The sequence below is a fragment of the Lactiplantibacillus sp. B652 genome, from assembly GCF_023806745.1.
Lineage (GTDB): Bacteria > Bacillota > Bacilli > Lactobacillales > Lactobacillaceae > Lactiplantibacillus > Lactiplantibacillus pentosus.
The window spans coordinates 164,005-190,316 of record NZ_JAMSKY010000007.1 but is presented as its reverse complement, the minus strand read 5'-3'; the positions used below and the strand labels follow the sequence as shown (position 1 = coordinate 190,316).

General features: G+C 43.9%; 20 protein-coding genes. 8 read left to right on the top strand and 12 right to left on the bottom strand.

All coding sequences use genetic code 11. The features are described 5' to 3' along the window. Nucleotides 1–357: 357 nt before the first annotated feature. The 3 genes from MZO40_RS10345 to MZO40_RS10335 all read right to left on the bottom strand — a co-directional run bounded on the left by MZO40_RS10345 (nt 358) and on the right by MZO40_RS10335 (nt 4,031). The gene (locus MZO40_RS10345) at nt 358–1,956 is read right to left on the bottom strand and encodes a sodium:proton antiporter (protein ID WP_105960790.1); all 1,599 of its coding nucleotides are present in this window, start codon (nt 1,954–1,956) and stop codon (nt 358–360) included. Between the two features lie 249 nt (nt 1,957–2,205). Continuing rightward, a complete protein-coding gene (gene nudC, locus MZO40_RS10340) occupies nt 2,206–3,030 on the bottom strand; it encodes an NAD(+) diphosphatase (RefSeq protein ID WP_105960789.1) in 825 nt (274 codons plus the stop codon). A 101-nt stretch (nt 3,031–3,131) separates the two neighbouring features. Next, nucleotides 3,132–4,031, bottom strand: coding sequence for a LysR family transcriptional regulator (locus tag MZO40_RS10335; RefSeq protein WP_105960788.1), 900 nt, complete (start codon nt 4,029–4,031; stop codon nt 3,132–3,134). Between the two features lie 170 nt (nt 4,032–4,201). On the opposite strand from MZO40_RS10335, the gene MZO40_RS10330 reads away from it, so the two are divergent. The 5 genes from MZO40_RS10330 (at nt 4,202) to MZO40_RS10310 (ending at nt 11,385) form a co-directional block, all read left to right on the top strand. After that, nucleotides 4,202–5,683 carry an FAD-dependent oxidoreductase gene (locus MZO40_RS10330; RefSeq protein ID WP_105960787.1) on the top strand — a complete coding sequence of 494 codons (1,482 nt, stop codon included), beginning with the start codon at nt 4,202–4,204 and terminating at the stop codon, nt 5,681–5,683. A 394-nt stretch (nt 5,684–6,077) separates the two neighbouring features. Next, the gene (locus MZO40_RS10325; protein WP_165861013.1) at nt 6,078–9,989 is read left to right on the top strand and encodes a MucBP domain-containing protein; all 3,912 of its coding nucleotides are present in this window, start codon (nt 6,078–6,080) and stop codon (nt 9,987–9,989) included. Between the two features lie 287 nt (nt 9,990–10,276). Then, on the top strand, nt 10,277–10,744 hold the full coding sequence (locus MZO40_RS10320; protein WP_050339800.1) for a DNA starvation/stationary phase protection protein: 468 nt from the start codon (nt 10,277–10,279) through the stop codon (nt 10,742–10,744). A gap of 172 nt (nt 10,745–10,916) precedes the next feature. Further along, nucleotides 10,917–11,054, top strand: coding sequence for a hypothetical protein (locus tag MZO40_RS10315; protein ID WP_165860590.1), 138 nt, complete (start codon nt 10,917–10,919; stop codon nt 11,052–11,054). Then, entirely contained in the window at nt 11,029–11,385 is a 357-nt protein-coding gene (locus MZO40_RS10310; protein WP_105960786.1) for a hypothetical protein, read from the top strand. Before MZO40_RS10315 ends, MZO40_RS10310 begins: the two co-directional genes overlap by 26 nt. Before the next feature lie 181 nt (nt 11,386–11,566). Here MZO40_RS10310 and MZO40_RS10305 read toward each other — a convergent pair whose 3' ends face one another. Continuing rightward, nucleotides 11,567–11,788 carry a hypothetical protein gene (locus MZO40_RS10305; protein WP_225083036.1) on the bottom strand — a complete coding sequence of 74 codons (222 nt, stop codon included), beginning with the start codon at nt 11,786–11,788 and terminating at the stop codon, nt 11,567–11,569. Between the two features lie 479 nt (nt 11,789–12,267). On the opposite strand from MZO40_RS10305, the gene MZO40_RS10300 reads away from it, so the two are divergent. Next, entirely contained in the window at nt 12,268–13,545 is a 1,278-nt protein-coding gene (locus tag MZO40_RS10300) for a DUF805 domain-containing protein (protein WP_105960785.1), read from the top strand. A 204-nt stretch (nt 13,546–13,749) separates the two neighbouring features. On the opposite strand, the gene MZO40_RS10295 is transcribed toward MZO40_RS10300, so the two are convergent. Further along, nucleotides 13,750–14,130 carry a carboxymuconolactone decarboxylase family protein gene (locus MZO40_RS10295; protein ID WP_105960796.1) on the bottom strand — a complete coding sequence of 127 codons (381 nt, stop codon included), beginning with the start codon at nt 14,128–14,130 and terminating at the stop codon, nt 13,750–13,752. A 92-nt stretch (nt 14,131–14,222) separates the two neighbouring features. On the opposite strand from MZO40_RS10295, the gene MZO40_RS10290 reads away from it, so the two are divergent. Next, complete coding sequence (locus tag MZO40_RS10290; RefSeq protein ID WP_105960784.1) at nt 14,223–14,606, top strand: MerR family transcriptional regulator; 384 nt, start codon at nt 14,223–14,225, stop codon at nt 14,604–14,606. Between the two features lie 224 nt (nt 14,607–14,830). Here MZO40_RS10290 and tkt read toward each other — a convergent pair whose 3' ends face one another. The 5 genes from tkt to MZO40_RS10265 all read right to left on the bottom strand — a co-directional run bounded on the left by tkt (nt 14,831) and on the right by MZO40_RS10265 (nt 22,852). Continuing rightward, the gene (gene tkt, locus MZO40_RS10285) at nt 14,831–16,822 is read right to left on the bottom strand and encodes a transketolase (protein WP_122217776.1); all 1,992 of its coding nucleotides are present in this window, start codon (nt 16,820–16,822) and stop codon (nt 14,831–14,833) included. 50 nt (nt 16,823–16,872) lie between these two features. After that, a complete protein-coding gene (locus MZO40_RS10280; RefSeq protein WP_088770677.1) occupies nt 16,873–18,246 on the bottom strand; it encodes a PTS ascorbate transporter subunit IIC in 1,374 nt (457 codons plus the stop codon). Nucleotides 18,247–18,261: 15 nt separating this feature from the next. Then, nucleotides 18,262–18,564, bottom strand: coding sequence for a PTS sugar transporter subunit IIB (locus MZO40_RS10275; protein WP_252133263.1), 303 nt, complete (start codon nt 18,562–18,564; stop codon nt 18,262–18,264). Continuing rightward, nucleotides 18,561–20,684, bottom strand: a complete 2,124-nt coding sequence (locus MZO40_RS10270) for a PTS sugar transporter subunit IIA (protein ID WP_252133262.1) — start codon at nt 20,682–20,684, stop codon at nt 18,561–18,563. Before MZO40_RS10270 ends, MZO40_RS10275 begins: the two co-directional genes overlap by 4 nt. 347 nt (nt 20,685–21,031) lie before the next feature. Then, nucleotides 21,032–22,852 (bottom strand): FAD-dependent oxidoreductase, encoded by a 1,821-nt coding sequence (locus MZO40_RS10265; protein WP_105960782.1) that lies wholly within the window; start codon nt 22,850–22,852, stop codon nt 21,032–21,034. A 126-nt stretch (nt 22,853–22,978) separates the two neighbouring features. On the opposite strand from MZO40_RS10265, the gene MZO40_RS10260 reads away from it, so the two are divergent. Then, complete coding sequence (locus MZO40_RS10260) at nt 22,979–23,905, top strand: LysR family transcriptional regulator (RefSeq protein ID WP_088770673.1); 927 nt, start codon at nt 22,979–22,981, stop codon at nt 23,903–23,905. A gap of 99 nt (nt 23,906–24,004) precedes the next feature. Here the strand turns inward: MZO40_RS10260 and MZO40_RS10255 are convergent, their stop codons facing one another. Then, nucleotides 24,005–24,838 (bottom strand): PRD domain-containing protein, encoded by an 834-nt coding sequence (locus MZO40_RS10255; protein ID WP_120769257.1) that lies wholly within the window; start codon nt 24,836–24,838, stop codon nt 24,005–24,007. A gap of 19 nt (nt 24,839–24,857) precedes the next feature. Then, nucleotides 24,858–26,309: a glycoside hydrolase family 1 protein gene (locus MZO40_RS10250; protein WP_088770671.1), complete on the bottom strand. Its 1,452-nt coding sequence runs from the start codon at nt 26,307–26,309 to the stop codon at nt 24,858–24,860. Between the last annotated feature and the right edge of the window lie 3 nt (nt 26,310–26,312).

Below are 26,312 nucleotides of genomic sequence, written 5' to 3'. Positions count from 1 at the left end.
AAAGGCCGCCATCACAATGGATAGCGACCACTAATTTATTTTTTAGCATTCTTCAAGGCATTACTTGGCCCACTTGTCGAGAATCAGTTGGCCAATCGTTTGCCAGTGGGTTTCTAAGACAAAATGGCCACCATCTAACAAATGAACGTCGGTATTCGGATCATCCTTCGCAAAAGCCTGCGCACCCTGATAAACAAAGCTAGGGTCATTCTTACCCCACGCTGCAATAATTTCCGGTTGATAGGTTCGAACGCACTTTTGAAATAGCGGATAATTTTTAACGTCTTATCTTATTATCCAGTGCGTCCCATGAATGACTTGAGCTTCTTGCACAAAATTTATCATAAACCAGGTTGCCTATGCCCCGTATTCTAAGACAACCATCTCGGCCATCGTGATTTCACGGTACAGTTGGTTGAATGAATCCTCACTGAGCCCGGCTGTCGCGTTATATTGTTGTTCCACATAATTCCGTTCCGCCTGAAAGACATGGCGATAAATAGCCATTAGTTCACGCATCTGATCAGCTGTATAATCAGGATGCTGAACCATCCGCCGCCATTCTGAAAGAAACTGTCGGAGCGTCGTATGACCGTTTTGCGAACGTAAATCAAATGTGATGGCCTCTTTGAATTCTTTCGAAATTGGCATTTGCCATAATTCATGAATACCTGCCTCAATCATTTGTTCTCGAATTACCGCCATTCGAGCCGCATCATCCATATCAATCCGTACTTTAGGCAACAACCAGCGAAAGATGATCGTCGGAACGATTAAACTAAGAATGATCAATAAGCTTTCAGACATTAATACCAAATTAAAGTCAGCCGTCCTGACCTGAGTTTCGGCAACAGTAAAGGCTAATGCAAACGTCACCGCACCGTGAATACCACCTAGCGCAAATATCCAAGCTTCACGATTACCAACCCGTTGAACCAATCGAACATAAGCGTAGCGGGCCAATAAATTGGCGACGTATAAGGCAACCCCAATGCCTACCCAAATCAGTGAACCATTATAAGTAACTGAGCGGTCTAACAACGTTCTGAGCAACATAATTCCCAGCACAATAAAGACAACGCTATTTAAAATATCGTTTAATAATCCAATCAATTGGTGCAGATCACTAGCAAGCTGCGGATTAGCCAGTGAACTTCGCTCGCCCTCAGCATTGTGAACCAGCCCGGCGGACACAACCGCGATAATGCCAGAAACGCCCAAAGCCTCCGCCCCAAAATATAAAACAAACGGTGTCATTAAAAAGATGATTTTAAGCGGCGTTCCGTTATTATACGTATTATTAATAAAGTTCAACTTGGAACGTAGCATTGACTGCCGAATATAGACAATCAAACTGCTAACTATTCCGCCGAAAAGCAACCCGCCTCCCGCAGAATAAATAAAATCCCATAACGTCTGATAATAATTAATATAACCATTGATATACCACAACGTTGCCATGTTAAGCAAAATAATGCCTGACGCATCGTTGAATAATGATTCCAACTTTAGGCTCGTCTGTTGTGGACGCGGCAATTCTCGGCCCATCGTTACCGATTCGGTCGCCGTTGCATCGGTTGGTGTACTGATTGCAGCCAGAATAAAAGCTAATGGCAATCCGACGCCAGCGAAAAGTTGAGTCCCAATTCCGGCCACAACTGCACAGAGCACAACCATTCCGACGGTCAAACTTAGAATTTCCCGAGCATGCCGTCCCACTAAGTTGAGCCGCGTATTTTGACCTTCAAAATACAGTAGTGGCGCGACGATCAATCCAATAAAAATCTCCGAATTGAACCGTTCTACCAGACCGTTTAATAGCGGAATCACGGCAATCACGGCACCAACCAGCATACTGACATAATTCACCGAAAGTCGTGGTAACCAGCGACGGTTGATCACAATACTGACCATCGCCGCAACCACCAATATGCTAGTTGAAATAAGTAGCGTCATTTTTGTCCTCACCCCTTTTTTATTAAAATAACTAACATTGATTATTGCCGCTTTAATTTGGCATGTAAAGTAAAAGCAACCCCTACAACTCACACGGCTTACATTAATTCGACAGCCACCAGCCGATTATTATTGTTGGAACAAATACCCGCCAAACTAAATCCAAAAAATTAGCGCGTCAAGCCGCCCATGACTTAACGCGCTAATATCAAATTTCTAATTATGTTATGCTTTTATCCAATCACAGGCTTACTTTTCCTGATGATGCCGGAACGCCTCAATCATCGTCCACGTCAAACTCGTATTTTGGTCGTTGTGCGGAATCTGATCCCGTTGGAACCACTGGGCCTTAGCCAATTCGTCAGTTTCCAAGTCAATCGCCACGTTTTCGTTCAAGTCCGCAAAGTACCCCGCTAATAAGGAATGCGATGGCGCCCACGGTTGACTCCCAAAGTAACGCAAGTTGTGAACTTCCAACCCGACTTCCTCAAAGACTTCACGCCGAACCGTGTCTTCAAAAGTCTCACCAATCTCGTTATAGCCAGAAATCAACGAGTAATGATTGTAGCCGGACAGGAACTTCGTCATCAGTATTTTGTCCCCGTTCGTGACACCGACGATAATCGCTGGCATAATCGTGGGATAGATCGTCTGACCACACGCAGCGCAAACTAGTGACCGTTCCGCGCTCCCAGGATGCAGCGGTTGCCCACAGTGCCCGCAAAACCGATTCGTATCATACCACCAAGCCAAGTGAGCGGCAGTCGCACTACTAAATGCCAACCAAGCTGGTTTTAAATCGCGGAACTGTTTCGTCGAACCCACGGTATACTGATCGGTTGCCGTTGCGGTCACATCCACCCAGAAAAAAGCGGCTTCGTCGACTGCCAGCAAGTACTGATACTGGTCCGCATCAAACTGCCAATCCTGCGCTACTGCTTCATACTTAGGTAGCGTGCCATCTTGTAGTAAGACTTGCTGCTGGCGGCCAATTAAGATGTAATCGCCAGGACGCGGCGAACGTTGCTGCTCATTTTGATTTTTTAAAACGTGCGGTTGAATATCTTGAAACATGTTGGGCCCACTTTCCTATATAAAATCATTAATTTTAAAACAATGGTTTTATTATAACGAAATCGGTGGGGTTTTACAGGAATTCGTCCTTGTAAACGTTCTTAAAGCTTCGTCTGAGAGAACTGCTGCATCAATGCCTTCAGCAGTGGTGGCTGCTGTCCCGGTTGAGTCAAGGCAACAATATCGTAATCCTGCAGGTTGTCCCCTTCAATCGGCAGATAGGCGACTTGTTCATCATGTTTAGCCGAGATGAGTCCCGCGGGATAAAATGCCACCGCCTGATTGAGCGACACCAACAGATGCATTTGTTCAGCGCTCGTGACCCGGCGAATTTGCTCGTAATCTTGGATAAAAGGTGCGCTGGCCAAGAAGCTTTCTAACAAAAACGTCGAACTTTCTGGACTGTAATACAAAATGGGCAGCGTCGTTAATGCCTGTTGCGGGATCTGTGCCAACTTGCTTAAGGGATTCAAGCGGCTGACGCCCATCACCATTTGATTATGATATATCGATGTGGCCTGTAGTTTGGTTGCCGCTGCGACAGCTGGTCGACCATAGCTAATCGACAACGTCAAATCGAGCGAGCCATCCAATACTTGCTGCGTTAGGTGTTCATTACTCCCCTGTCGCACAACAAATTGGCTGTCGGACCACCGCTTTTTTAGTGCGTATAACGCCCGCAGTAACAGTGGTTGTTCAAAAGCTGAAAAGTAGCCAACTCGCAGGAGTCGTTTGGTAGGCGCATCAAACTCGCGTAGCTCCGTCAACGCCGCCGTATAGTTATTCACAATATCCTGTGCTGAAGCCCAAAACAACCGCCCTTGAGGGGTCAAGCTAATGCGATTATGACCTCTTTGAAATAAGGTGACCTGTAATTCATGTTCAAGTTGCGTCATCTGCTTAGACACCGCACGTTGAGACCGATATTCACGGGCGGCGACTTGCTGAAAGCTACCATATTGTACGACGCGTAAAAAAGTCTGTAAGCGGTCAAAATCCATATTGTCAACTCCATCCGAACACTTTGTTCGCCTGACGAACTAAATTGTCCGTTTGTTTACAGCTAAGCACCCGTTATGATGAGGGTGTGTTAGCGGTTACTTCATTATAGTAATGGTGAATTCGACCGTCAAATGGCTAATCAATATAAAATCTGTCTGGAGGAATTGATATGACGTTAACAAAACGGACTTCATATGACATTGTCGTTGTGGGTACTGGTGCTGCCGGAACCGCTGCTGCTCTGGAAGCGGCACAACATGGCGCGACCGTCCTACTACTTGAAAAAGGTCGGCATACTGGCGGTAGTAGTAACTACACTGAGGGATTATTTGCGGTTGACTCATATTTACAGCAAGCGCAACACATTCACGTTTCAGCCACCGAGGTCTTGAAGGAAGAAGTCGACTATTCCAAATATCGCGCTGATTCACGCATTTGGCGCCAATATCTAGACGATAGTGCTGATACGGTGCAATGGCTGAAGGACCAAGGTGTCGAATACGAAGGCGTTCAAGCGATGGGCGCTGGTGAAGCAACTTGGCATATCTATAAAGGGATGGGCCAGGCTGTTTTACATGACGCCCTGCAACCCAAAGCCTTGGCACTAGGTGTCGAATTATTGACCTCAACCACCGCCATCGACTTGCACCAAGCTGATAACGGGACGATCACCGGTGTCACGATTCAAAACGCGGCCACCAATGAAACTCAACTTGTGGATACACATGCCGTCATTCTGGCGACCGGTGGTTATTTGAACAACCCCGAAATGATGCAAAACTTAACTCACTATGACACGAGTCGCTTAATTCCAGTTAGTTCTGGCAAAGGGACTGGTGATGGCTTACGACTTGCTTGGCAGGCTGGTGCACAACAATACGGTACCGGCATGGCCATGTTATTCGGCGGCTATTTAAAAGACCCGAGCGAACCTTCATTTAAGTACATGGCTTCGCAAATGGAAACTGCCGCTGGTCAACAGCCCCTACTATGGCTAAACGAACATGGTGAACGCTTCGTCGATGAAGCCGTCGTTTATAATTTTTCATACGCTGGGAATGCCCTGTATACACAAAACCAGGTCTTTAGCATTCTTGACCAAGGTGTTATTGACCGGATGGCCCGCGATGGGAACTTCATGGGGCTGGGCGTCTACGTTCGTCGGGGCGAAAAGATGACCAAGTTACAAGCTGAAATCGATGCTGCCGTTGCGGCAAATAAGCCCTTCATTTTCAAAGCGAAGACCATCGAAGAATTAGCTGCCAAAATGCACTTACCGGTTGACCAAGTCACTCGATCCATTCAAACTTACAATCAATATTGCGATAACGGCCAAGACGACGAATTTGGGAAGGATCCCGCTTACCTAGTCAAGGTCGACCAAGGGCCGTTTTACGGTTTCGAATTGAACGTCGGTGCACTTTGCACGATGGGTGGCCTAAAAGTAACAACGGCCAACGAAGTGCTCGACACTGAAGGAACGCCGATTCCAGGGCTATACGCCGCCGGAAACGATGCTGCGGGTCTCACGGGTGATACTTATGGCCCGAACATGCCAGGAACCTGTGTCGGCTATGCCTTTTACTCCGGTCGAAACTCGGGTCGTAATGCCGTCACTTATCTGAACAACGATGTGGCTGTAACTGACTAATAAATTTAAACCGTGCCATCACAAGACGTGCTATTCAAAAGCACGTCTTTATTTGTCTTCTCATGTAACTGGAAGACTGGTGCTAACCGCATTTATTTTCCACTTAGTCAGGTTTACAAACCAAGTCATTACAATCATTATGACCTTTAAAAACCAATTACTTTCATCGCACTGACTAACACTTCTTAAGGTGCATGACAACTAACGTAATGTGCCAACTGATGAAACCGCCTACAAAATCCTTGTTTTATCCATATATTGCCCGTCAATTTTGCATGACCACTTAAGCTTAAGCCTAGTTTTCTCATGTTTATCAACAGATAGACCATTGTTCTGAGCGGTGCTACAATTTAGCCGAATTGAATTCTTATCATCAAAAAGGAGTGTCATTATTTTGAATAAGCAAAAGATTATTATGGCGAACCCGCCAAAATGGCATCTCGTCACGGGCATTGCCGCCACGCTACTGGCAAGCCTTATTTTAACGAACCAACAAGCATTCGCTGCCACTGACGCCCCAGCATCGACGGCCCCGGCAACCCAGCAAGTCGGTAGTGCTAGTCCACTAGCGGATAGGCAAGCCGTTCTGACGCCGACTAACCCGGCAACTAGTGGCACAAAAGCAACGACCGAAACGCAGCCAACGGTATCACCGGCATTACCGGTATCAGTTGTGCCTACCAGTCTTGCAACAAGTACAAGCCAGCTAAATGCTAGTTCAAAAACGCCGACAAGTGCTTCTTCCGGCGCGGCAAATAGCACGGAAACACCTCAGTCAGCCGCAAGTCCGGTCACTTCGATGGCGACTAATTCCACAGCGCCGACGTCTAACAATGTCGGCACGCCGACTAGTAGCGGTGTACCAGCTGGCTCGATTGCATCCGCTGCCACCAGTTCTGGAACCAGTGATAAGACCGGCACGAGCGCTGAAGCACCAACTAGCCTGGCACCACTTAGTACGACCAGTAGTCCGGCAAGCAGCACAAGTATAACACTCAAAAGTAATGGTACGTCTGCCGCTGAAAGTAACGCCGCTAGCTCAGCCCTTGCGCTATCCGCGGCTGCAACACCAAGTACCGGTAGTACCGCTGCGCCTAACTTAATCACTAGCGCCGTTTCCGAAGTAGCTAGTGCAGCAAGTGCCGAAAGTGCTGGTGCACCTAGCTCAGCTGCCGGTTCGGCTGTTACTGGTTCAACTGGAACGACTAGCGCTGCTGGTTCGACCGGAGGAGCCGACTCAACTAGCACACCTAGTTCAACGGGCGCGACTAGTGCGACTGGCTCAACTAGCGTTCCCGGATCATCGGCAGCGCCGGCAGTGACCAGCGCATTTCAAATCACTAGTGCCGTTAACAGTATCGCGGCTAGTACCTATTCTGAAGATGCGTCGGAAGCGATTGCTGAAGCTGCTTCAGCGGCGGCCAGCTCCGAAACTGCCGCAACCAGTGCCGCCAGCACGAACCCGACTTCTACGGCCGCACCAACTGAAAGTATCGACACATGGATGCCTAACAAACGCCTTCAATTAGCCGTTTTAAGTGAATTACAAGCACTCAAGCTCCCCGACCATCAGTTTAATTCCGTTAATGATATTACTCAGGCTGATATGCAATTATTAACCACGTTTCATGGCAAAGATACGTATATTGATGGGCACACGGCCTACTCGTTGGAAGGCTTGCAGTACGCTACCAATTTGACGTCAATTTGGCTAAACAGTGGCCTTAATGCACCTGGTGGTTACTATAACGGCGACGTCACCGACCTTTCGCCGTTGAGCGGGTTGACCAAATTAACATCGCTGAACATTCAACATAACCGCGTCAGCGACTTATCGCCGATTGCTCATCTGACTAACCTTAAGGAATTGGAAGTTGCCTATAACAACATTGCGGATCTGTCCGTTTTCAAGGATCTTCCAAATCTAACGCGAACGACCTATGGCGGCCAAACGATTTTGGAACCACTACGCTACGTCGACCAAAACACTGCCAGCGCAACCTTGCAAAACCATTTTTACTTGCCGAATGGGCAACAGGCGGCACTGAAATCACAAGCGGCAATTCTGAGTCCCGTACGGTTTGCGCCGAATGATGGCGGCTTCTATTACCGCTTTTACTTCAACGGTGCGGATAAGGCCGTCAGTGGTGATCTCAGCAACGTGGTGCCCGCTGAACAAGGTGGCCTGACGTTTAATCAGCTGGTCCCACAGATTCCTGGTTTTACCGGCGACGCCAACGGCCAATTCGCGACAAATGGCGTCACGCTCAACGTGGTCCCAAATGAGAAAAATTTCTACCTCGTCGCGCAAGGGATGGAGGGCAGCACGCCTGTGTTCCACGTCTTTCAACCGTACGTTCTCGCAGCCAAAGCAGCACCCGTCACCATCCAGCATGTGGATCGTAGCGGTGCCAGCTTACGAGACGCAGAGCAATTGACGGGCCTGGTCGGCGAAGATTATCAAAGTACGCCAGCTGAAATCACCAACTACACGCACGTGGATACCCAGGGCGCACCTCAAGGGACATTCAGCGCTGAACCACAAGCAGTCACTTATGTCTATGAAAAGACGGCTGGTGCCCCGGTCACCGTCAGTTACCAAGACGAACAAGGCCAAACGTTGAAGCCCGATACAACTTGTAACGGCTTTGCGGGCGATCCATACGCGACGCAGCCACTAGAAATTGCTGGCTACGACCTCACCAAAACGCCGACCAATGCGACCGGGACCTTTAGCAGCGAACCGCAACACGTGGTCTACGTTTATACCAAGCAGATTCCACAACCCGTTACTGCTAGTTATCAAGATGAAAATGGGCAGACGCTGAAACCCGACGTCACCCATACTGGCGAAATTGGTGCGGCTTATCAGACCGAAGCACTCGAGATTCCGGGGTATGACTTAGTTAAAACTACCGGCAATGCGTCTGGTGTCTTCACTAAGGAACCGCAGACCGTCGTTTACATTTATACTAAGCAGATTCCACAGCCAGTCACCGCTAGTTACCAGGATGAAAATGGGCAGACGTTGAAACCGGACGTCACCCATACTGGCGAAATTGGCGCGGCTTATCAGACCGAAGCACTCGAGATTCCGGGCTATGACTTAGTTAAGACTAACGGCAATGCGTCTGGTGTCTTCACTAAGGAACCGCAGACCGTCGTTTACGTTTATGCCAAGCAGATTCCGCAACCAGTTACTGCTAGTTACCAAGATGAAAATGGGCAGACGTTGAAACCGGACGTCACCCATACTGGCGAAATTGGCGCGGCTTATCAGATCGAAGCACTCGAGATTCCGGGCTATGAGCTGGTCAAAACTAACGGCAATGCTTCCGGCGTCTTCACTAAGGAACCGCAGACTGTTGTTTACGTTTATACCAAGCAGATTCCACAGCCGGTCACCGCTAGTTACCAGGATGAAAATGGCAAGGCGCTGAAACCGGACGTCACCCATACTGGTGAAATTGGTGCGGCTTATCAGACTGAAGTGCTTGAGATTCCAGGGTATGAACTCGTCAAGGCTCCCCATAATGCATCCGGCGTCTTCACTAAGGAACCACAGACTGTCGTTTACGTTTACAAGGAATTGGCCGTTCATCCTGTCACGGTTAGCTATCGAGACGCTGATGGCAAGTCGCTCCACGCCGATGTCGTTTTGTCTGGATTATTCGGTCAAAACTATCAAACGGAACAACTAACGATTCCGGGTTACATCTTCAGCAAAGTTATGGGTTCCACGACTGGTACCTTTGGAACGACCGCCCAGCACGTGATCTACGTTTACACGCCGGAGCCAAGTGTCCCAGAAACACCCGCGCCAAGTCCAGAACCAGGGCCACAGCCGGAACCGACGCCGCAACCAGAACCGGAACCGCAGCCAAATCCAACGCCACAGCCAGAGCCAGCACCTCAACCGAGTCCGGCCCCGCTGCCAGGACCGGTGCCACAACCAGGACCGACACCGCAACCAGGGCCAGCGCCATTACCAGTACCGATGCCACTTCCTAATTTGACACCACAGCCAGGCAGTTCGTCGTCAAGCGCCCCTGTTGCACAAGGGACTAGCGCGCCGCAATCAGCAACCACGACCCACTCAGCGTCAGCGCCAATCGTACCAGCCAACGCACTCGCGCAGCCAGGAGCAGCCGAATCCCCTGTGACAGCTGCTGCTCAGAAAGCTGGCCAGTTGCCACAAACTAGTGAGCAGACCGAACACACCGCAACGCTTGCTGGCTTACTGGCCGCGTTGTTCACCGGTTTAGGTTGGTTAGGACTCGCTGCTAAGTTCAAGAAGCGGGAATAAGTTTATTACTGATTAGAAATCAAAACGACCACTTAATGTAGTGGCCGTTTTTAGTTGCAATTGGAATATCGGACTCATCCAATCAGGTTTGCTAGGGTGACATCGCGCCAACACTCATTCGGTTACCCCCGTTGTGCGATGGGTCCGAGATTACTGATTCAAACTCATTTTCCCCCTTCAATCACACGCTGATCTAAACCACAAATAAACCATTTTGCCAGTGTATAATGTTTTCGATTAACAATTAGTTCAGCTATAATAAACCTATACGAAAGGAGATCAAAATAATGAAATATGCGAAAACCAAAGAAGTATTGAATCAACTTGTCGCCGATTTAAGTCAGATGTCGATGATTATTCACCAAACGCACTGGTACATGCGCGGGCCTAACTTTTTGAAGTTGCACCCACTGATGGATGAATTTATGGAAGAAATCGACAGTCAGCTCGATGTCATTTCTGAACGTCTGATTGCATTGGACGGCAATCCTTACTCCACCCTTAAAGAAATGGCCGATAACACTAAGATCAAAGATTGGCCTGGCACTTGGGATAAGACGACGCCAGAACGGCTGGCACACTTAGTTGATGGCTATCGTTACTTGGAAGACCTTTACCAGCACGGCATTGAAGTGTCGGACGTTGAAAAGGACTTCAGTACCCAAGATATTTTCATTGGTCTCAAAACCGCGATTGAAAAGAAGATTTGGATGATTCAGGCTGAGCTTGGGTCAGCACCAAAAATCGACGAATAGACCTACTCGTTCAAAATTTTAGCTAAGACTGACAACGTGCACTGCGATATGATTCGCGGTGCACGTTGTTTATTTAGCCCGGACTTAATTGTTGATTCAGCTAATTTTCCTAACAGCGTCCTTAAAATGCTGTGATGGTACTAAACATTCCATCTATCAGGAGGAATTCGAATTGTATTTAGATATCGCAACCAAAGCCAAATCACTATTTAAAAATTTCCCAAAAGTATCCGATCCCGAAACGGCGGCCCAGACCGCGGTCGTTAATCCCCTATTTTCGTGGCATGTATCAACGATTCAAAAAAAATAAATTTACTGTCTTTGCTAATGATGGCTGTTCGTTACGCATCGTCATCAAAAGTTCCACTGATCAGGCGCAAGTAGAAGCCGATTTTTGGGCGATGTTGGAACAGTTATGGCTTAAACGGTCTCTGGATAAGCAGCTCTTCGATCAGTATCGGGCAAAAGCTAAGCCGTTTGTCGTCATCCAAAACATGAATCGCAACGTTGCCAAAATTCTAAGCAAGACCATTCGTGACCACGAGTTGAATGCTAAGAAAACAAAGCCTGATGATGCCAGTCTGCTAAGGCTTTCCAGCCTGCTCACGGATGACCTGCAACCCCAAAATGGTGGCTGGTAATCCGTCATTGCCAGTAGCTCTCCAGTATCGACTCGCTTGATTGTTCCGCTTTTCATCTGAAAACGGCGCTCAAGTGTATTCAGACTCGCGGTCTGTCAGATCAGTCGCACGACACCACAATTTAAAAAGGATCGATAATTTGCAAATTACCGATCCTTTTTTGTCGTACTTAATATTAAATTCAATTAATGGCTAGTCCAAAGCCAGCCACGATCCCCACGATAATAAAAATAATTCCCATCACGAAACTTGTCCAAACGCCCATCGCTGCGAACGGTGATGTTTCGGCATTACCATGTAACTTCACCTGCCGAAAATAGCGCCGAGACGCAATTAATTGATAACAGCCCAAACCAATGAAAAGCAAACTGAACAGCAGTTGTAACAGCATACTGGTCTTCATTATGGTTTCCCCCTCGTCGACAGTCCGCATCATTTTCATAATTATTTTAATTTATCGTATGACTTGAGTGTCAACTTTTATTTGTTACTTCAATTATACCATCAGCGCCGACAACTAGGGCCTTAACTTCACTTTTGACGATAATAATTCGCTGCCATCAGCACCTAGTGTCTTTCTTATGATGCCTAACTAACGCGAGGTCAACTCGCAAGTTTATTTAAATCAAGTTGTAATGACGGCAATTGGGGCTTGCTTGCCACTAAATCCGCAGCTTCACTACATTGTTTTAACCCAGTCATCGTTTCGTATATGACTGTTTGACAAAAATAAGAAGAAAATATGAATTTTTTGTTAAAAATTATAGTCAGTTATGCTATGATTGGTTTTGCTCGGTAAATCTTTCATAATTTTAATAATTTTCGAGTATCAATTTTATTCATATTATTTCGCCCGATGTGTCAATTCTAGGAGGAACACCGATGAACGAAACAAAGTTCTGTATTAATTGTGGGAAGGAAATTCCCGCAAACGCAACGTTCTGCTCATTCTGTGGTGCGGATCAAAAAACGGCCGCAACCGCTGAAACGCAAACTGATGGGAACACGACAACCGGCAAACAGCCAACCCCACCGGAACACACCAACATGTGGACAGCACTCAAGCTGGGAATGAAGCAAACCTTTACCTGGTCGCAGCGCATCACCCGGCCACAATATTGGTGGCTCTACTTGGATTTAATGCTCATCGCCTTGATTTTGACGTTCGCGCTTGGCCTCAAAGTCTATAGTTTTCCGGCATTTGCGGCGCACGTGAATGTGCTTCAAGCGGTGCTGCTACTCATCTATTCAGCGCTCATGTCCTGGATTTCAGTGATGCAGTTCACTGCAGGTGCTCGGCGGCTGCACGACTCCAATCGCTCAGCACATTACTTATGGTTCTCACTGATTCCAATCGTCGGACCAATCTTGATCATCGTTTTCATGTGCCAACGGTCAAAACCAGCTGGCGAACGCTTCGATCATATTGCTAGTCAGCCCAAGCCATGGACGCACAAATGGTGGACTTGGTGTCTGCTCGTCTTATTCACACTCCTGTACGCCGGTTCAGTAAATATGGTCGCACGTGACAATGCCATGGATTCTGCGCTGACAACGACGTCCAACTCTGATTCGACGAGTGATTCTGACGACAGCTATGCGGATAGTGACAGTTACGACGATAGTGATAGTACAGACACCGATTCAGACACTGATTCGGAATCAGACTCAAGTTCTGACACTGACAGTATTACCGTTGGCGATGACGACATTGATATTTCTGATCAAAAAACTTATAACACTTCATACAGCGATAGTAGTTGGACGGGGTCTACCTTCAAAATCGATAAAGTCACGGTTTACAAAACTGACGGGGCTTACACTATCGGTAGCGGCAGCGACAAACGTGACTTTAACGGTGTTGTGAAAGTTCACATGAGTATCCACGCTGGTCGCGACATTTCAGCCTACCCCACCCAGGCCAAGCTCAGCACCAACGATGGCCAACAGGTCGACGCTGACATGGATAGTGACGACTTCGATGGCGACTTAAACAGCGGTACGGATACTGACGGTAATTTATACTTTGAATTATCAAAATTATCCAGTGTCAAAGACATTACCAGCATCCGCCTCAAATGGGACGCCAGCTACGATACGGATGATTACGATGATGACAACGACTTTAAGACCTACGATGCGACACTTAATTTGAATTAATTTTTAGTACCTAGATGCGTTGCGGATTGCGATGTGAGTTGTAATTTGCTGGCGTTGTGTTGGTACTGAAAGCGAAAAAATCCCCTGAGTTGAAAATTCGACTCGGGGGATTTTTTATCGTTTTGATGAAATTATCGTTATGCCAGCTCAACCTTTACTCATATTAATACTTCTAGCCAGGCGTATTAATCTCCAATCAGTATCCTAATCTTCCCTATCCGCAAAAATTGCTGTAACCACCGTCAAAGCATTCAAAACTTTTGGAAATCCCACATACGGGATACAGTGAATACAAGTCTCAACAATCTCAGTGCGACTAAGACCAACGTTTAGGCAACCATTAAGATGAACTCGTAATTGCGCTGCTGTATCACCCTGAGTTAGTAAGCTAGTAATGGTTACAAGCTCACGTTGTTGCAACGATAGTCCCGGGCGAGTATAAATATCATTAAACGCAAACTCAAGAATCATTTTGGCAACATCCGGTGCGACATTTTGTAGATTAGTCATAACACTATCAGCAGCTTCCGCATCAACCCGTTGTAACATCGCTTTACCGTTAATTAACCGTTGCTCATTTTCCATCATAATCAATCAGCTCCTTCATGTAATTGATCTCAGCTTACAACCTCGGGTGTACCCGACATCAATCTTTATTTTAGGAGGCTCACATAAAGATGCTAATTGGTGAATTTTCACGGCAAACTAACTTAACAATCGACACCTTGCGCTACTATGAAGAAGTTGGGTTGCTCCAACCTTTAAGAACTGCTGGTAATCGTCGCCAATATCAAACTAAAGATATTGCCTGGGTGAATTTTTTGAAGCGTTTGAAACAAACGGGCATGTCCATCCAGAACATGCAGTACTACGCACAACTGCGCTATGCAGGTAATCAAACAATTCCTGAACGTCTGCTTTTATTACAAGAGCAAGAAACACGATTAGACACGCTGATGGCAGAAACACAGGCCAGCTTGGATTTTCTTCATCAGAAAATGGCGACATATAGGGAAATGCAAAAAGCAAACTTGCCCGAACATTACAATCCCGAAGTCTGAAAAATCGATGACTTGTCTTTCAGCTAGAATTGTCGGATTGGGTATTTGCTATATTCTATTGTGTCGTCTTAACGACATTAAAAAATAAGCCTTTCGACAGCAGAATACGTTGCTCTAGTCTCACATCTGAACGTTAAATAGCATGGACTCCACTTCGGAATCCATGCTATTTTTGGAGCATATTCTGAGTATTAACCATCTATGTCGTATTACCTAAATAATGATTATCTGCCAAAGTGTTGTAGATAAGTTTTAACAACATTTCCTACAGTAAAGCCAAAGCTTTGCGTAATTTCATCGACTGGTCCACTAGCACCAAAATGATCCAAGCCAATATTGACGCCATCGAGTCCGGTAAAGCGATACCACGATTGTGTTGAACCCATCTCTACTGACATTCGATTTCGAATATTGGGATTAAGCACTGTCTCTTGATAAGCCCTCGACTGCTGCAAAAAGAGCTCAGGGCACGGCATAGATACAACCTCTACATTAATTTTTTGCTTCTTTAGTTCTGCCTGAGCCGCGATTGAAAGACTTACTTCCGAGCCCGTTGCAATGATTATTCCGTCCGGCTGACTTACGCCAGATGGAGATACAACATAGCCGCCTTTTTTGACACCAACTTTTGCGTACTTTAATGATCCTTCAAGCACTGGAAGGCCTTGACGAGACATGGCAATCACCACCGGTCCATGATTATCATTTAATGCATAGTCCCAAACAGACTGCGTTTCAATCGCATCCGCTGGTCGAAACACATTTAATCCTGGCATGGCACGTAATCCATCCAATTGTTCAACAGGCTGGTGGGTTGGCCCATCTTGTCCTAGTGCAATTGAATCGTGGCTAAAGGCAAAGATCGATGGAATTCTTTGCAGTGCTGCCATACGAATTGCATTTTTCATGTAATCACTGAACACAAAGAAGGTACTGCCAAAGGTTCGACTTCCTCCAAATAAGGTTATCCCATTTACAGCGGCTGCTTGTGCAAATTCACGTACACCATAAAAGATATTCCTATTCTGATATTGTCCAGGCTCGAATCCATCATCATTCTCAAAGTAAGTTTTATTGCTACTGGATAAGTCTGCAGAACCACCCCAGAAATTCAAAGGCGTATTTGCTGATTCTTGGATTAGTTTGTGCACCGTTACCCGCACAGCTTCAGTCTCACCTACATTGTATTTCAAACTGATATTTCCCGTGGTAGCTTGATTAGCAAAATTATCCGTAAAGTTTTGCGCTAATGCCGCATTCTGCTTTTCAAGATGATCCACTTCAGCCTGCCAGTCTTTATATCGTTGTTGCCCTTGTTGTTTAATTTCTGAATATCGTTGGTAAATTTGATTTGGAATTTCAAACGGTCCATAATTCCAGCCTAATGCGCGCATCGTCTGCCGACATTCGGCTGCCGTGAGTGGATTTCCATGCACTGTATTTTGACCTGCATGAGGTGAGCCATACCCCAGGACGGTTTTTACTTCAATGAGCGTCGGCCTTTCTCGTTCAGCCTCCGCTAAATCCAGCGCATTATCAATCTCAGCCAGATTGTTTCCATCTTCAACGCGCAAGTAATTCCAACCATACGCCTTGAATCGCTCTCCAGCATTATCGCCCACTGCTTTATCGGCCTGTGCATCCAGTGTCACGTCATTTGAATCATACATGACAATCAAGTTATTCAATTTCAGATGTCCCGCTAGACTTGCAGATTCATGACTAATTCCTTCCATTAAGTCACCGTCACTGGCAATTACATAGACACGACTATCTAGAATTTTTGATCCAGCAACATTATATTTAGTTGCCAAATGTTTGCTTGCCATCGCCATACCAACTGCCATCCCTAATCCTTGTCCAAGTGGCCCAGTTGCAGCATCAACACCAGGTGTTTCTAATTCCGGATGCCCAGGAGTCCGACTGCCCAGACGTCTAAAGCTTTTCAAGTCTTCAATACTTAAACCATAATCTGCTAAATGCAACATTGCATATAACATTGAAGAACTATGCCCAGCAGATAATACAAAGCGATCACGGTTCGGCCAATCTGGATGTGACGGATCAATTCGCAAATGTTTCTTATAAGTGACGTAAAGCATTGGTGCTGCATCAAGTGGCATCCCAGGATGCCCAGAGCCAGCATGTTCAATCATATCAATACTTAGTGCTCGAATTGCATTAACCGCTGCTGTATCTAATTCATCAAAACTCATTTTCCTACCACCTTATCATTCAAAAATGCTTAGACACAAAGAACTCTCAACTAGGCATTAGCCTTGTTATCACTTGCTCCTTTATTGCGTTTGCTTGCGATGATAGAAGCAGCAATAAACAAGATTAACGAAATGGCAATTGCAACAATAATCATGACAACACCGCCATTGACACCTGACCAGCCAATCAAAGAACCAATCACACCAAAGTCAGCATCTGAGAAGGTAGCACCGCCTAACCCAATCTTCCCAAGAACCGGTAATAAGGCTAATGGAAGAAAACTGATTAAAACACCTTGCGAGAAGGCACCAACAATCGCTCCTCGGCGCCCTCCAACAGCATTACCAATAACACCAGAAGTAGCACCACACATAAAATGTGCAACAACACCTGGAATAACGATAACAGTGTGCAATCCAATCATAATAAACATGCTAACGACGCCGCCAATAAAGCTAGCAAAGAAACCAACAATGGTTGCGTTTGGTGCATATGGGAAAATAATAGGACAGTCAAGCGCGGGTACTGAGTCAGGAACAAGATTTTCTGAAATTCCTTTGAAGGCCGGAATAATTTCGTTTAAAATTAATCGAACGCCCGCAAGAATAACGTAAACACCTCCTGCAAAAGTCCCAGCTTGAATCAGAGCGAATACAATATAATTCATTCCTGAGCTCATTTTTCCAACAAATTCTGGGCCAGCAAATAATGCTAAGATAATGTAAATAACGGCCATTGTAATCGTAATGGCAACCGTGGAATCACGTAAAAATGAAACACTTTTGGGAATATTTAAATCTTCAGTCGACTTACTTTTATCACCAGTAAACTTAGCAATTAGACCGGCAAAGGCATAACCAAAATCACCAGTATGGGCCAAGGCAACTGTGTTACCACCCGTAACTTCGCGTAAAAATGGTTGTACCAAGGCAGGGCTAACCGTATCCCAAATTCCTAGAATGAGTCCCCCGAATAATACTTCGGCAGTAAACCCAAATCCTGCAACTTGCATAATCACTGCGAGCATTGCAGCCATATACAACATAACGTGACCCGAAAGATAGATATATTTAAAATGACTGAATCGTGCTAAGACAACGTTAACAATCATACTGACCAACATAATTAAAGCTGTTGCTGTCCCGTATTCAACCAAAACAGTTGCAACCACCGCTTCATTATTTGGAACGACACCTTGTACCCCGAACGCATGCATAAACATTTTACTCATCGGAGCTAATGAAGTACTGACAATTCCAGCACCCCCACTCAATACTAAGAACCCAATAAAAGTTTTAATCCCGCTACTGATTGTGTCAGAAAAAGACTTCTTCTGTAACGCCTGCCCCAGAATAGCAATTAATCCAACTAAAATGGCTGGCGTACGAACAATACTGATAATGGCATTTAATGTTGCTTGCATCGTAAACGATACCTCCTATTTGTTTTCAATACCTGCATCTTTTAAATATGTCGTAACCTTAGTCTTCAATTCTTCTTTATCAATAATGCTATCTAAAACCGTTACTTTGTCTATTCCTAACCGATCCTTAGCTGCATCCGCTAAATCCTTTCCCACAAAGAAATGATCAGCCGAATTCTCGTTAGCACTGCCCATATCCATATGAGTCGTTTTAACGCTGTCCTCCAAGCCTAGGCTTTTAATAATATCTGCCATATTCATATCGACCATAAAGCTTGAGCCAAGTCCTGTACTGCATACAGCTGCAATTGTTTTCATAATTGTTTTTCTCCTTCCGCAATAACGTCTTCAACTTCACTAATTTTCGTTGCATCCAATAACTGGTGTAAACGGCGTTTATCCCCAAGCATGCTAGCCAATTCTGCTAAAGCTTTTAAATGTGAACGATCATCTGATGCAGCCAAAACAAACACTAATTGAATAGGATGCTTATCATCTAATAAATTAATTGGCTTGTCCAAACACAGTAGTGCCATTCCTAGCTCATTTACACCTTCTTCAGGTCTTGCGTGAGCAAACGCGATTCGATCACCAATATTAATATAAGGTCCATTGTTATGGACGTTGGTGATCATTGCATCAATATAACTTTGTTCAACACTGCCACTAACAAGAAGTGGCTCGGCTGCCAGTGCGATTGCCTGTTGCCAGTTCATATGATTCGCCTTTGCAAATTGGATTGTATGTTCATTAATCAATTCACTCAACAATGGTTGATACCCCCTCTCTTTTTTTGAATATGGCTTAACTGAAAGGCTAAGTACTTCTTTAATCCCTGTAATTAAACTTGTTTGATTGATAATTTCAGCGTTATCAGAAATAACATCCAACAGAGCAGAAATTTTATTAGCTGGTAATGTGGGCATGACAATTCCTTTAACAGCAAGCTGTTTTGTTAAATCACTTATTTCTTGGTCGTTCATAATAGGTTGCAACACCAGTACCGACTTATTCTTCTTACTGAGTGGAATTGTGGAGAGTACAATATCCTCAGATATTTGCCGAATGCTGTTATAGTTGCGCTTGGTAATTGGCCCCACGATCTTCAGCCCTTTGAACGCTGATTCTAGCTGCGCTTTTAACATTCTCGATGTTCCCAATCCAGTTGAACAAACTAGTAATGCTGAGCCTAAGTGTGATTCATCTTGGTACATCTGGGAACCAAAATAGATGGCAATTAATGACAATTCATTTTCATTCAGCGGATGTGCATTTAGCTTTTCGAATGGGCGGATTGATAATTCAGTATAGGTATATATATCTGGATAGTTAGCCTCAATCGCTTTTACCATACCGTCTCGATATTGCCGCTGATACTTCACTCGATAATAGGTAGAAAGTAAGTGGACATATAATTCACTTATTAATTGGCTACGATCACAGAAAGAAAATCCTGTAATTTGCTGAAAACTATCAACTACTTCAATTGCAGCGCTGTAGACTTTTGTCTTAACATCATCTTGTTCATCTGATCCAACAGAACGCAACTGACCACTCAACAATAAGCTCTCAAGATATAAGGACTCTGCATCATGGTTCGTCACTTCAACACCAACTTGAGCTAATAAGTTACTTGCCAAGCCAAATTCTTTCTTATCGCGTAACTCTCTTCGATCTTCTAAGTTGCTTGGAAAAGAATTTTGAGGGATAAAATGTCCCGATAAAACACGCATTAAAACAAAAGCATAATAGAATTCAATCATTCTAATTGCATCATCTGAAAATGCACGCTCACTTTGCCGTTCAACTAGATGCAACCAATCGTTTAACATCGTGTTTAGCCCAACAGTATCCTTGCCTTCAAAAAATGAATCATTAGCTCGATACTTACGGAGCCATTCATACCCATCCATAAGTGCTGAAAAGTGGGTCTGAAAATAATTGCGTATCAAGATTTCTTCGCCTTTAAGCACGTGCCCCTCTTTCGTACCTACTAATTCAATCTGGTTATTATTAAGTTCTTTGCGGGCCCAATCTAAATCTGAAATAACGGTGTTACGTGCCACTCCAGTTATTCTCATTAATCGTGTGATAGTAATATCCCGTTCTCCTGCAAATAATGCTACCAATAAGATATTTCGACGTTCTGAAGGTGACACACGGTGAACTCGCGAATCAGCCTCATCAGTTTTTGTAGCCAATAAATCATGAACAGATAATTTACTATCGCTGGTTAAATAGTAACCCGCCCCATTGATATTCCGTGGTGGCACAATTCCAGCATTAATTAATTTTCTAGAAACACTGTTCAAATAATTGTAGATTGACCGTTTCGAAACTTGTAAAGATATCGCTAAATTTTCGGCAGATAGATAATGTGATTCTTCTGCCAATACTTGTAGAAGTCGTCTCTCTTGATTAGTAAGTTTGTCAGCCATGGCTTAATCCCTCCTACATCACCCATTATTGCAAACGCTATCATTTTTAAAAAGTGCAATAGTTTCAGTCATAACTTGTGCAATATTGCCATTTAGCGTAAACCAGCTTAGTTTCCAGAACATCAACATCGAAATCATTCTCTCTGGATTTTTTTGAGAATATAAGTTGCTTTTAGACTACAAATATCACAGAAAAATGACAATGTAGACGCATTTTCGAATGCATCCAAACACTTGCTATTTTTCGCAACATTTGATGTGCAAACTAAAAAAGTACACCAAATATTGGTGTACTAACATTCCTTAATCTAGATACCTTAAAACTATGCAAAGCATTATCAATCTTCTTAACTCTTCAAAGAAGCCATGTACTTTTTAGCATTCATTGCGGCATGCCTGCCAGAATTGACATTGTGGGCACATGCAGATCCTCCCAATGTAATCGTATATACACTTCTGTATTGCATTGTGCTATCCATCCCAGAAACGTACAACCCTGGAACTTTTTCAAAATCATCCTTGATTACTTCAAATTGACGGTTAGAAGCAACGCCGCCAATGCCAATCAAGTTTGATGGATCAAGACGTGCAATATAATATGGGCCTTCATCAAGTGCAACCAACATTGCTGGATCCTTATTGAACTCTTCATCCTTACCATTGATTGCATACTGATTATATCGCTTAACTGTATCAACAAAAGTGGCTTCTGGTAATCCAACTGCTTTAGCAAGTTGGTCGAAGGTATCTGCTTTATATAGTGAATGTCCTTCGTTACGTTTAACTGCATCAGCTAATATTTGGTCTGCATTATCAACGCCTTGGGTTATTGAATCATATACTTTCTGATTAAAGACTTCATAAGTTACCTTAGTCGATTTAATTGCCATACGCTGATATAGCAGATTATCTTTCTTCACATTTTCATTAACTAAGCGTACACCATCCTGATTGACGAACATCACTGGGCCTCCGGAAGGTAATGACATAAATCCATTGATTGGATCAATATACAGATGCACACCCTCATGCGGCAATGCTTGAATATAGTTCATCATAAATTCTGCCGACTCATTCAACATATCTTTTGCACCCACAGCCATGGCCATCATATAGCCATCACCCGTATTACTAGGCATCGAACAATAGTGTAGATTCTTCGTTTGCCAACCTTGCTTAGCAATTAATTTTGGATTATGCCCTACCCCGCCAGTTGCCAATAGGGTTGCTTTAGCGTCAATTTCAAGTTTTCCTTTTGGTGTGGTTACGTAGGCTCCTGCAACACGGTCACCGTCATAAATAATACCATCCGCACTAGCATTTAAAATAAAATCAATTCCAAGTTCGTCAGCACGCTTTTTCATATACGGCACATAACCCTCAGAAGCAAAACCACCTTTAAACCAGTGAAATGTTGGGAATGCGCAAGTTCCATGATAATCATCTACTTTTGTCAATTGCACCCCTTCCTTTAACAACCAATCAATATTTTCGGCAGAGTGATTCACCAAATCAACCCAGAAGGAGCCATCCGCACGATATTGACCCAATTCTTGTTCACGCGCAATAATTTCTTCCTTTTCAGCATGAATTCCGGCAGCTTTCTGCATATCCGTATTAATACCAAATATACCTTCTACGCCACCTCCGTTACCTGCTACAAAACTATTCTTTTCGATGACCGTCGTCTTAATTCCTTCTTCACCAGCTTGTACAGCTGCAGCGAGTCCCGAAATTCCTGCTCCGATAATTAAAAAATCCGTTTCAACTTTTTTGTCAATGTGATTGGGGCGTTGAATCCAATTCCCATACTCTTCTGAAGATTCAGAATCAGTTTTCACCTGACTACCGGTTGTGTCGTGTTCCTCAGTTCGAAACTTAGCGACGGAACCACCTGCTTGCTTTACCACTTCTGCAACAGCATCTAACAATCCCTGGCTAGAATACGACGCACCAGTTAATGCATCGACATCTAATGTCTGATGATTAATAATTTGTTCCGGAATTTGAGTAAATACTGCATCTTCTAAAGTATTCGGCGTGATGTCTTTTTCAGGAATAATTTGTTCAATCCGATGATTAGCAACGATAACTTTTAGTTTTGTAGAATTTCCTTCATACCCCTTAGCAACAACTGAATAGGTGCCATCATTTAAGCTTTTATCCATAATTCCAGTCTCCTCACCGTTTATTAAGCGCTTACACTCATGTTCAGATTATCACGTTCTATGTTTTAATTGAAATGAAATAGTATTATCATTAATAAAGAACAGTTATAAGTGGGTGATTTTGGAATGAAAATTGAAGATCTTAAATTATTTATCAACCTCTCTGAAACATTAAGCTTTTCACAAACTGCCAAAAATCTTCATATGACTCAACCAGGGGTTACACATACTATCAATAAACTTGAGCAAAGTTTAGGATTTAAGCTTTTTACCCGTACCAAACGTAAAGTTGTCCTGACTAGAAGTGGGACATTTTTACACGATAATATTCAATCACTCCTGCTAAAATTAGATTTGACCATTGAAGGTGCGCGTACTTTAGAAGAGAAGGATTTTTCATCACTGTTAATCGGCTATACCAGCACCTATTACGAAATTAAACACTTCCCTCAACTAATTAAAGAATTTAATAAGTCTTCTTCAAGTTCGCGCTTATATTTAGAGAATTTTGATCACAATGTGCTCAAGCAACATTTGTTGAGCCAACAATGTGACGTCATATTTCCAATGCAGGACAGTATTATTAATTCAACGGACATCCAATTTGTGCCATTGATTACAGGACAATTCGCGTGTATCGTGCCTGTCAATAATCCACTCGCCAGTCGCCATAGCATCTCAATTAACGATCTTAGCCATGAAACATTAATCCTGTTTAATGCAAATATTTGTCCTCCGCGACAATTTAAGTTGCAGCAATTAATTAAAGCGGCTTGTCCAACAGCCAATTATCTCTACTCTGATTCAGTTCTCCTTAGCCATACTTTAGTCAAAGCTGGGCTTGGTATTGCCATTATGGTTGATTTAGCTAGTGTTCGTAATGAAGATGAGTTTCAAGTTGTACCATTGACTTATCCTAACGCTACCCCGTATGTTTACGGATTAGCCTTTCTAAAATCAAATCATAATCCGGCGCTCAAAAAATTCGTTACTTGTGCTAAAAGAAATTTCACAGCAAATATCATGACAGAAAAATTTGATCACCCAAAATAGTAATCTATTGAAGACCAGATAAAGAAAGACATCTTACAGCTACCAGTGTTCCGGTAGCTGTAAGATGTCTTTTCGTCAGATCATAATAGTCGCAATGCCTTACGTTATCACACGTTGAATTTGCATCGCCATCAACATAATCTCTTCATCAGGCAAAGGTGCTTTAAACTTCATATTCAAGTAAGCAGCCACCTTCTGTGCAATTGTAAATGCACGCGGATTCTGGTTTGCCACCAACGCAACCATCGCAGGATCAGCATCATCTAGTAATTCACCTGCAATCGCGCGCTCTACTAGAAACTTCACGTGAACGACGCACCGCTGATAATTCATCTGATGCTCATTAATTGTCACGTCTGCTTGGTATTTAATAATACTAATAATCCGACTAATTAGTTGACCAGCCTTTAAAGCGTCCTTGCGTTCATCATTCCCATTTTCTGCGTTAATAATGTGCGACGCAATATTAGCGGCTTCCTGTTCAGAAAAATCAGTATTAAATGTTTGATTGACTAGCCTTACTGCAACATTGCCAATCTCAAATTCATGGCTGTAATACGTTTTAATTTCCCAATAAACTCGATTGGTAATTTCGATTCCTTTGGCATCACGTTCCAACGCAAACTTCAAATGGTCTAGCAATGCAACATACAACGAGTCACTCAACTTGGTTTGCAATTGCTCAGCTGCGCGATTCACAATCGTCTGAGTCAGTTCAATTAATTGGGGTGATGTTGACGCTACTGTTGTGAGTAATTGTTCAACACTGGGATTGGGTGATGTCACAAAGACTTGATTGAAATCAGAATCTCCTATCACGGTTCCGGCCTTCTTACCATAACCAATTCCCTTACCCAGTAGAATAAATTCTTGAGAATGTTCATCGGTAGCTAACACAACACTAGAGTTAAGCACTTTCTTAATTCGCAGCATCTAATCACCCCCATCTTGGTTAATTTAAGTCTGCACCATTCGTTCGAATAACTTTTTGATACCACTTAAAAGAATCTTTGCGGTACCGATTTAATGACCCATGGCCCAAGTCATCCTCATCAACATAAATAAAGCCATAGCGTTTTGACATCTGAGAAGTCGAGGCACTAACCAGGTCAATTGGGGCCCAACTGGTATATCCTAGTAGATCAACTCCCGCGTCAACTGCTTTGATCATTTCTTCGAAGTGTGCGCGGAAATATTTAATTCGGTAATCGTCATGTACCTGATGTTCGGGTGTTAACACATCTTTGGCTCCCATCCCATTTTCAACAATCATCAGTGGCTTACGATACCGATCATATAATTGCAATAGTGAGATACGCAACCCCACTGGGTCAACCGTCCACCCCCATTCAGTAACGGGCAAATGCGGATTTTTACCACCTACTATGGTGTTTCCAGTGGTCAATGTCAAATTGTTTTCATCATAAGATGAGACCATCGACATATAATAACTGAAGGTAACAAAATCAACCGGATTCTCTTTCAGAATCGTCAAATCAGCTGGCGTCATTTCAATATTAATATGTTGTTCTTTAAAGTACTTCAGGACTAAAGGTGGATATTCACCGAACACCTGAACATCTGCTGGAAAATAGTTCATCGTGTTTTTATTGAGAGAAGCCAGTACGTCACGTGGGTCTGAAGAATTAGGATAATCTGTCAGTTTAGTTAACATACATCCCACTTGGCTCCCTGGAATAATTTCATGACAAGCCTTCGTCACTAATGCGGAAGCAACAAATTGATGATGGAATGCCTGGTACTCCGTCTGAAGCAAATTTTCAGTCTGATCTGGGATAATTCCAGCCGACGTAAACGGATGGCGTGTCACACTATCAATCTCGTTAAAAGTCAGCCAATATTTAACATCCGTTTTGAAAGCATTAAAGCAAGCTTTACAGAACCGCTCAAATAAGCTAATTACCCGCCGATCTGCCCATCCATTATACTTAATAGCTAACGCTAGCGGCATCTCATAATGGGATAGTGTCACAATCGGTTCAATATTTAACTCATGCATTTTAGCGAAGAGTGACTTATAGTAAGCCAACCCTGCTTGGTTCGGTTCTGTCTCTTCTCCGGTCGGAAAGATTCGAGTCCACGCAATTGATAGCCGCAATGTTTTGAAGCCCATTTCATGAAATAATGCCAGGTCCTCTGGATAACGATGATAGAAATCAATTCCACGACGTTTAGGATACTTCTCAACATCGGTACTCTCAATTGCTTCATTAATGTCAGCTTGTGTTACACCAACTTGTTTGCGATAATCTTTAACATCAATATTGGGTTTATAGCTGGCAACATCTGCAACCGACAACCCCTTCCCATCAACGTTCCATGCACCCTCTACTTGATTGGCAGCAATTGCGCCACCCCACAAAAAATCTTTTCGTAAACCCATTGT

Bases quoted from the DNA above. Each gene is read 5' to 3' on its own strand.
- MZO40_RS10330 (WP_105960787.1), top strand. From the start codon at position 4,202: ATGACGTTAACAAAACGGACTTCATATGACATTGTCGTTGTGGGTACT.
- MZO40_RS10345 (WP_105960790.1), bottom strand. From the start codon at position 1,956: ATGACGCTACTTATTTCAACTAGCATATTGGTGGTTGCGGCGATGGTC.
- MZO40_RS10305 (WP_225083036.1), bottom strand. From the start codon at position 11,788: ATGAAGACCAGTATGCTGTTACAACTGCTGTTCAGTTTGCTTTTCATT.
- MZO40_RS10295 (WP_105960796.1), bottom strand. From the start codon at position 14,130: ATGGAAAATGAGCAACGGTTAATTAACGGTAAAGCGATGTTACAACGG.
- MZO40_RS10310 (WP_105960786.1), top strand. From the start codon at position 11,029: ATGTATCAACGATTCAAAAAAAATAAATTTACTGTCTTTGCTAATGAT.
- MZO40_RS10270 (WP_252133262.1), bottom strand. From the start codon at position 20,684: ATGGCTGACAAACTTACTAATCAAGAGAGACGACTTCTACAAGTATTG.
- MZO40_RS10300 (WP_105960785.1), top strand. From the start codon at position 12,268: ATGAACGAAACAAAGTTCTGTATTAATTGTGGGAAGGAAATTCCCGCA.
- MZO40_RS10280 (WP_088770677.1), bottom strand. From the start codon at position 18,246: ATGCAAGCAACATTAAATGCCATTATCAGTATTGTTCGTACGCCAGCC.
- MZO40_RS10320 (WP_050339800.1), top strand. From the start codon at position 10,277: ATGAAATATGCGAAAACCAAAGAAGTATTGAATCAACTTGTCGCCGAT.
- MZO40_RS10260 (WP_088770673.1), top strand. From the start codon at position 22,979: ATGAAAATTGAAGATCTTAAATTATTTATCAACCTCTCTGAAACATTA.
- MZO40_RS10335 (WP_105960788.1), bottom strand. From the start codon at position 4,031: ATGGATTTTGACCGCTTACAGACTTTTTTACGCGTCGTACAATATGGT.
- nudC (WP_105960789.1), bottom strand. From the start codon at position 3,030: ATGTTTCAAGATATTCAACCGCACGTTTTAAAAAATCAAAATGAGCAG.
- MZO40_RS10250 (WP_088770671.1), bottom strand. From the start codon at position 26,309: ATGGGTTTACGAAAAGATTTTTTGTGGGGTGGCGCAATTGCTGCCAAT.
- MZO40_RS10290 (WP_105960784.1), top strand. From the start codon at position 14,223: ATGCTAATTGGTGAATTTTCACGGCAAACTAACTTAACAATCGACACC.
- tkt (WP_122217776.1), bottom strand. From the start codon at position 16,822: ATGAGTTTTGATGAATTAGATACAGCAGCGGTTAATGCAATTCGAGCA.
- MZO40_RS10275 (WP_252133263.1), bottom strand. From the start codon at position 18,564: ATGAAAACAATTGCAGCTGTATGCAGTACAGGACTTGGCTCAAGCTTT.
- MZO40_RS10265 (WP_105960782.1), bottom strand. From the start codon at position 22,852: ATGGATAAAAGCTTAAATGATGGCACCTATTCAGTTGTTGCTAAGGGG.
- MZO40_RS10255 (WP_120769257.1), bottom strand. From the start codon at position 24,838: ATGCTGCGAATTAAGAAAGTGCTTAACTCTAGTGTTGTGTTAGCTACC.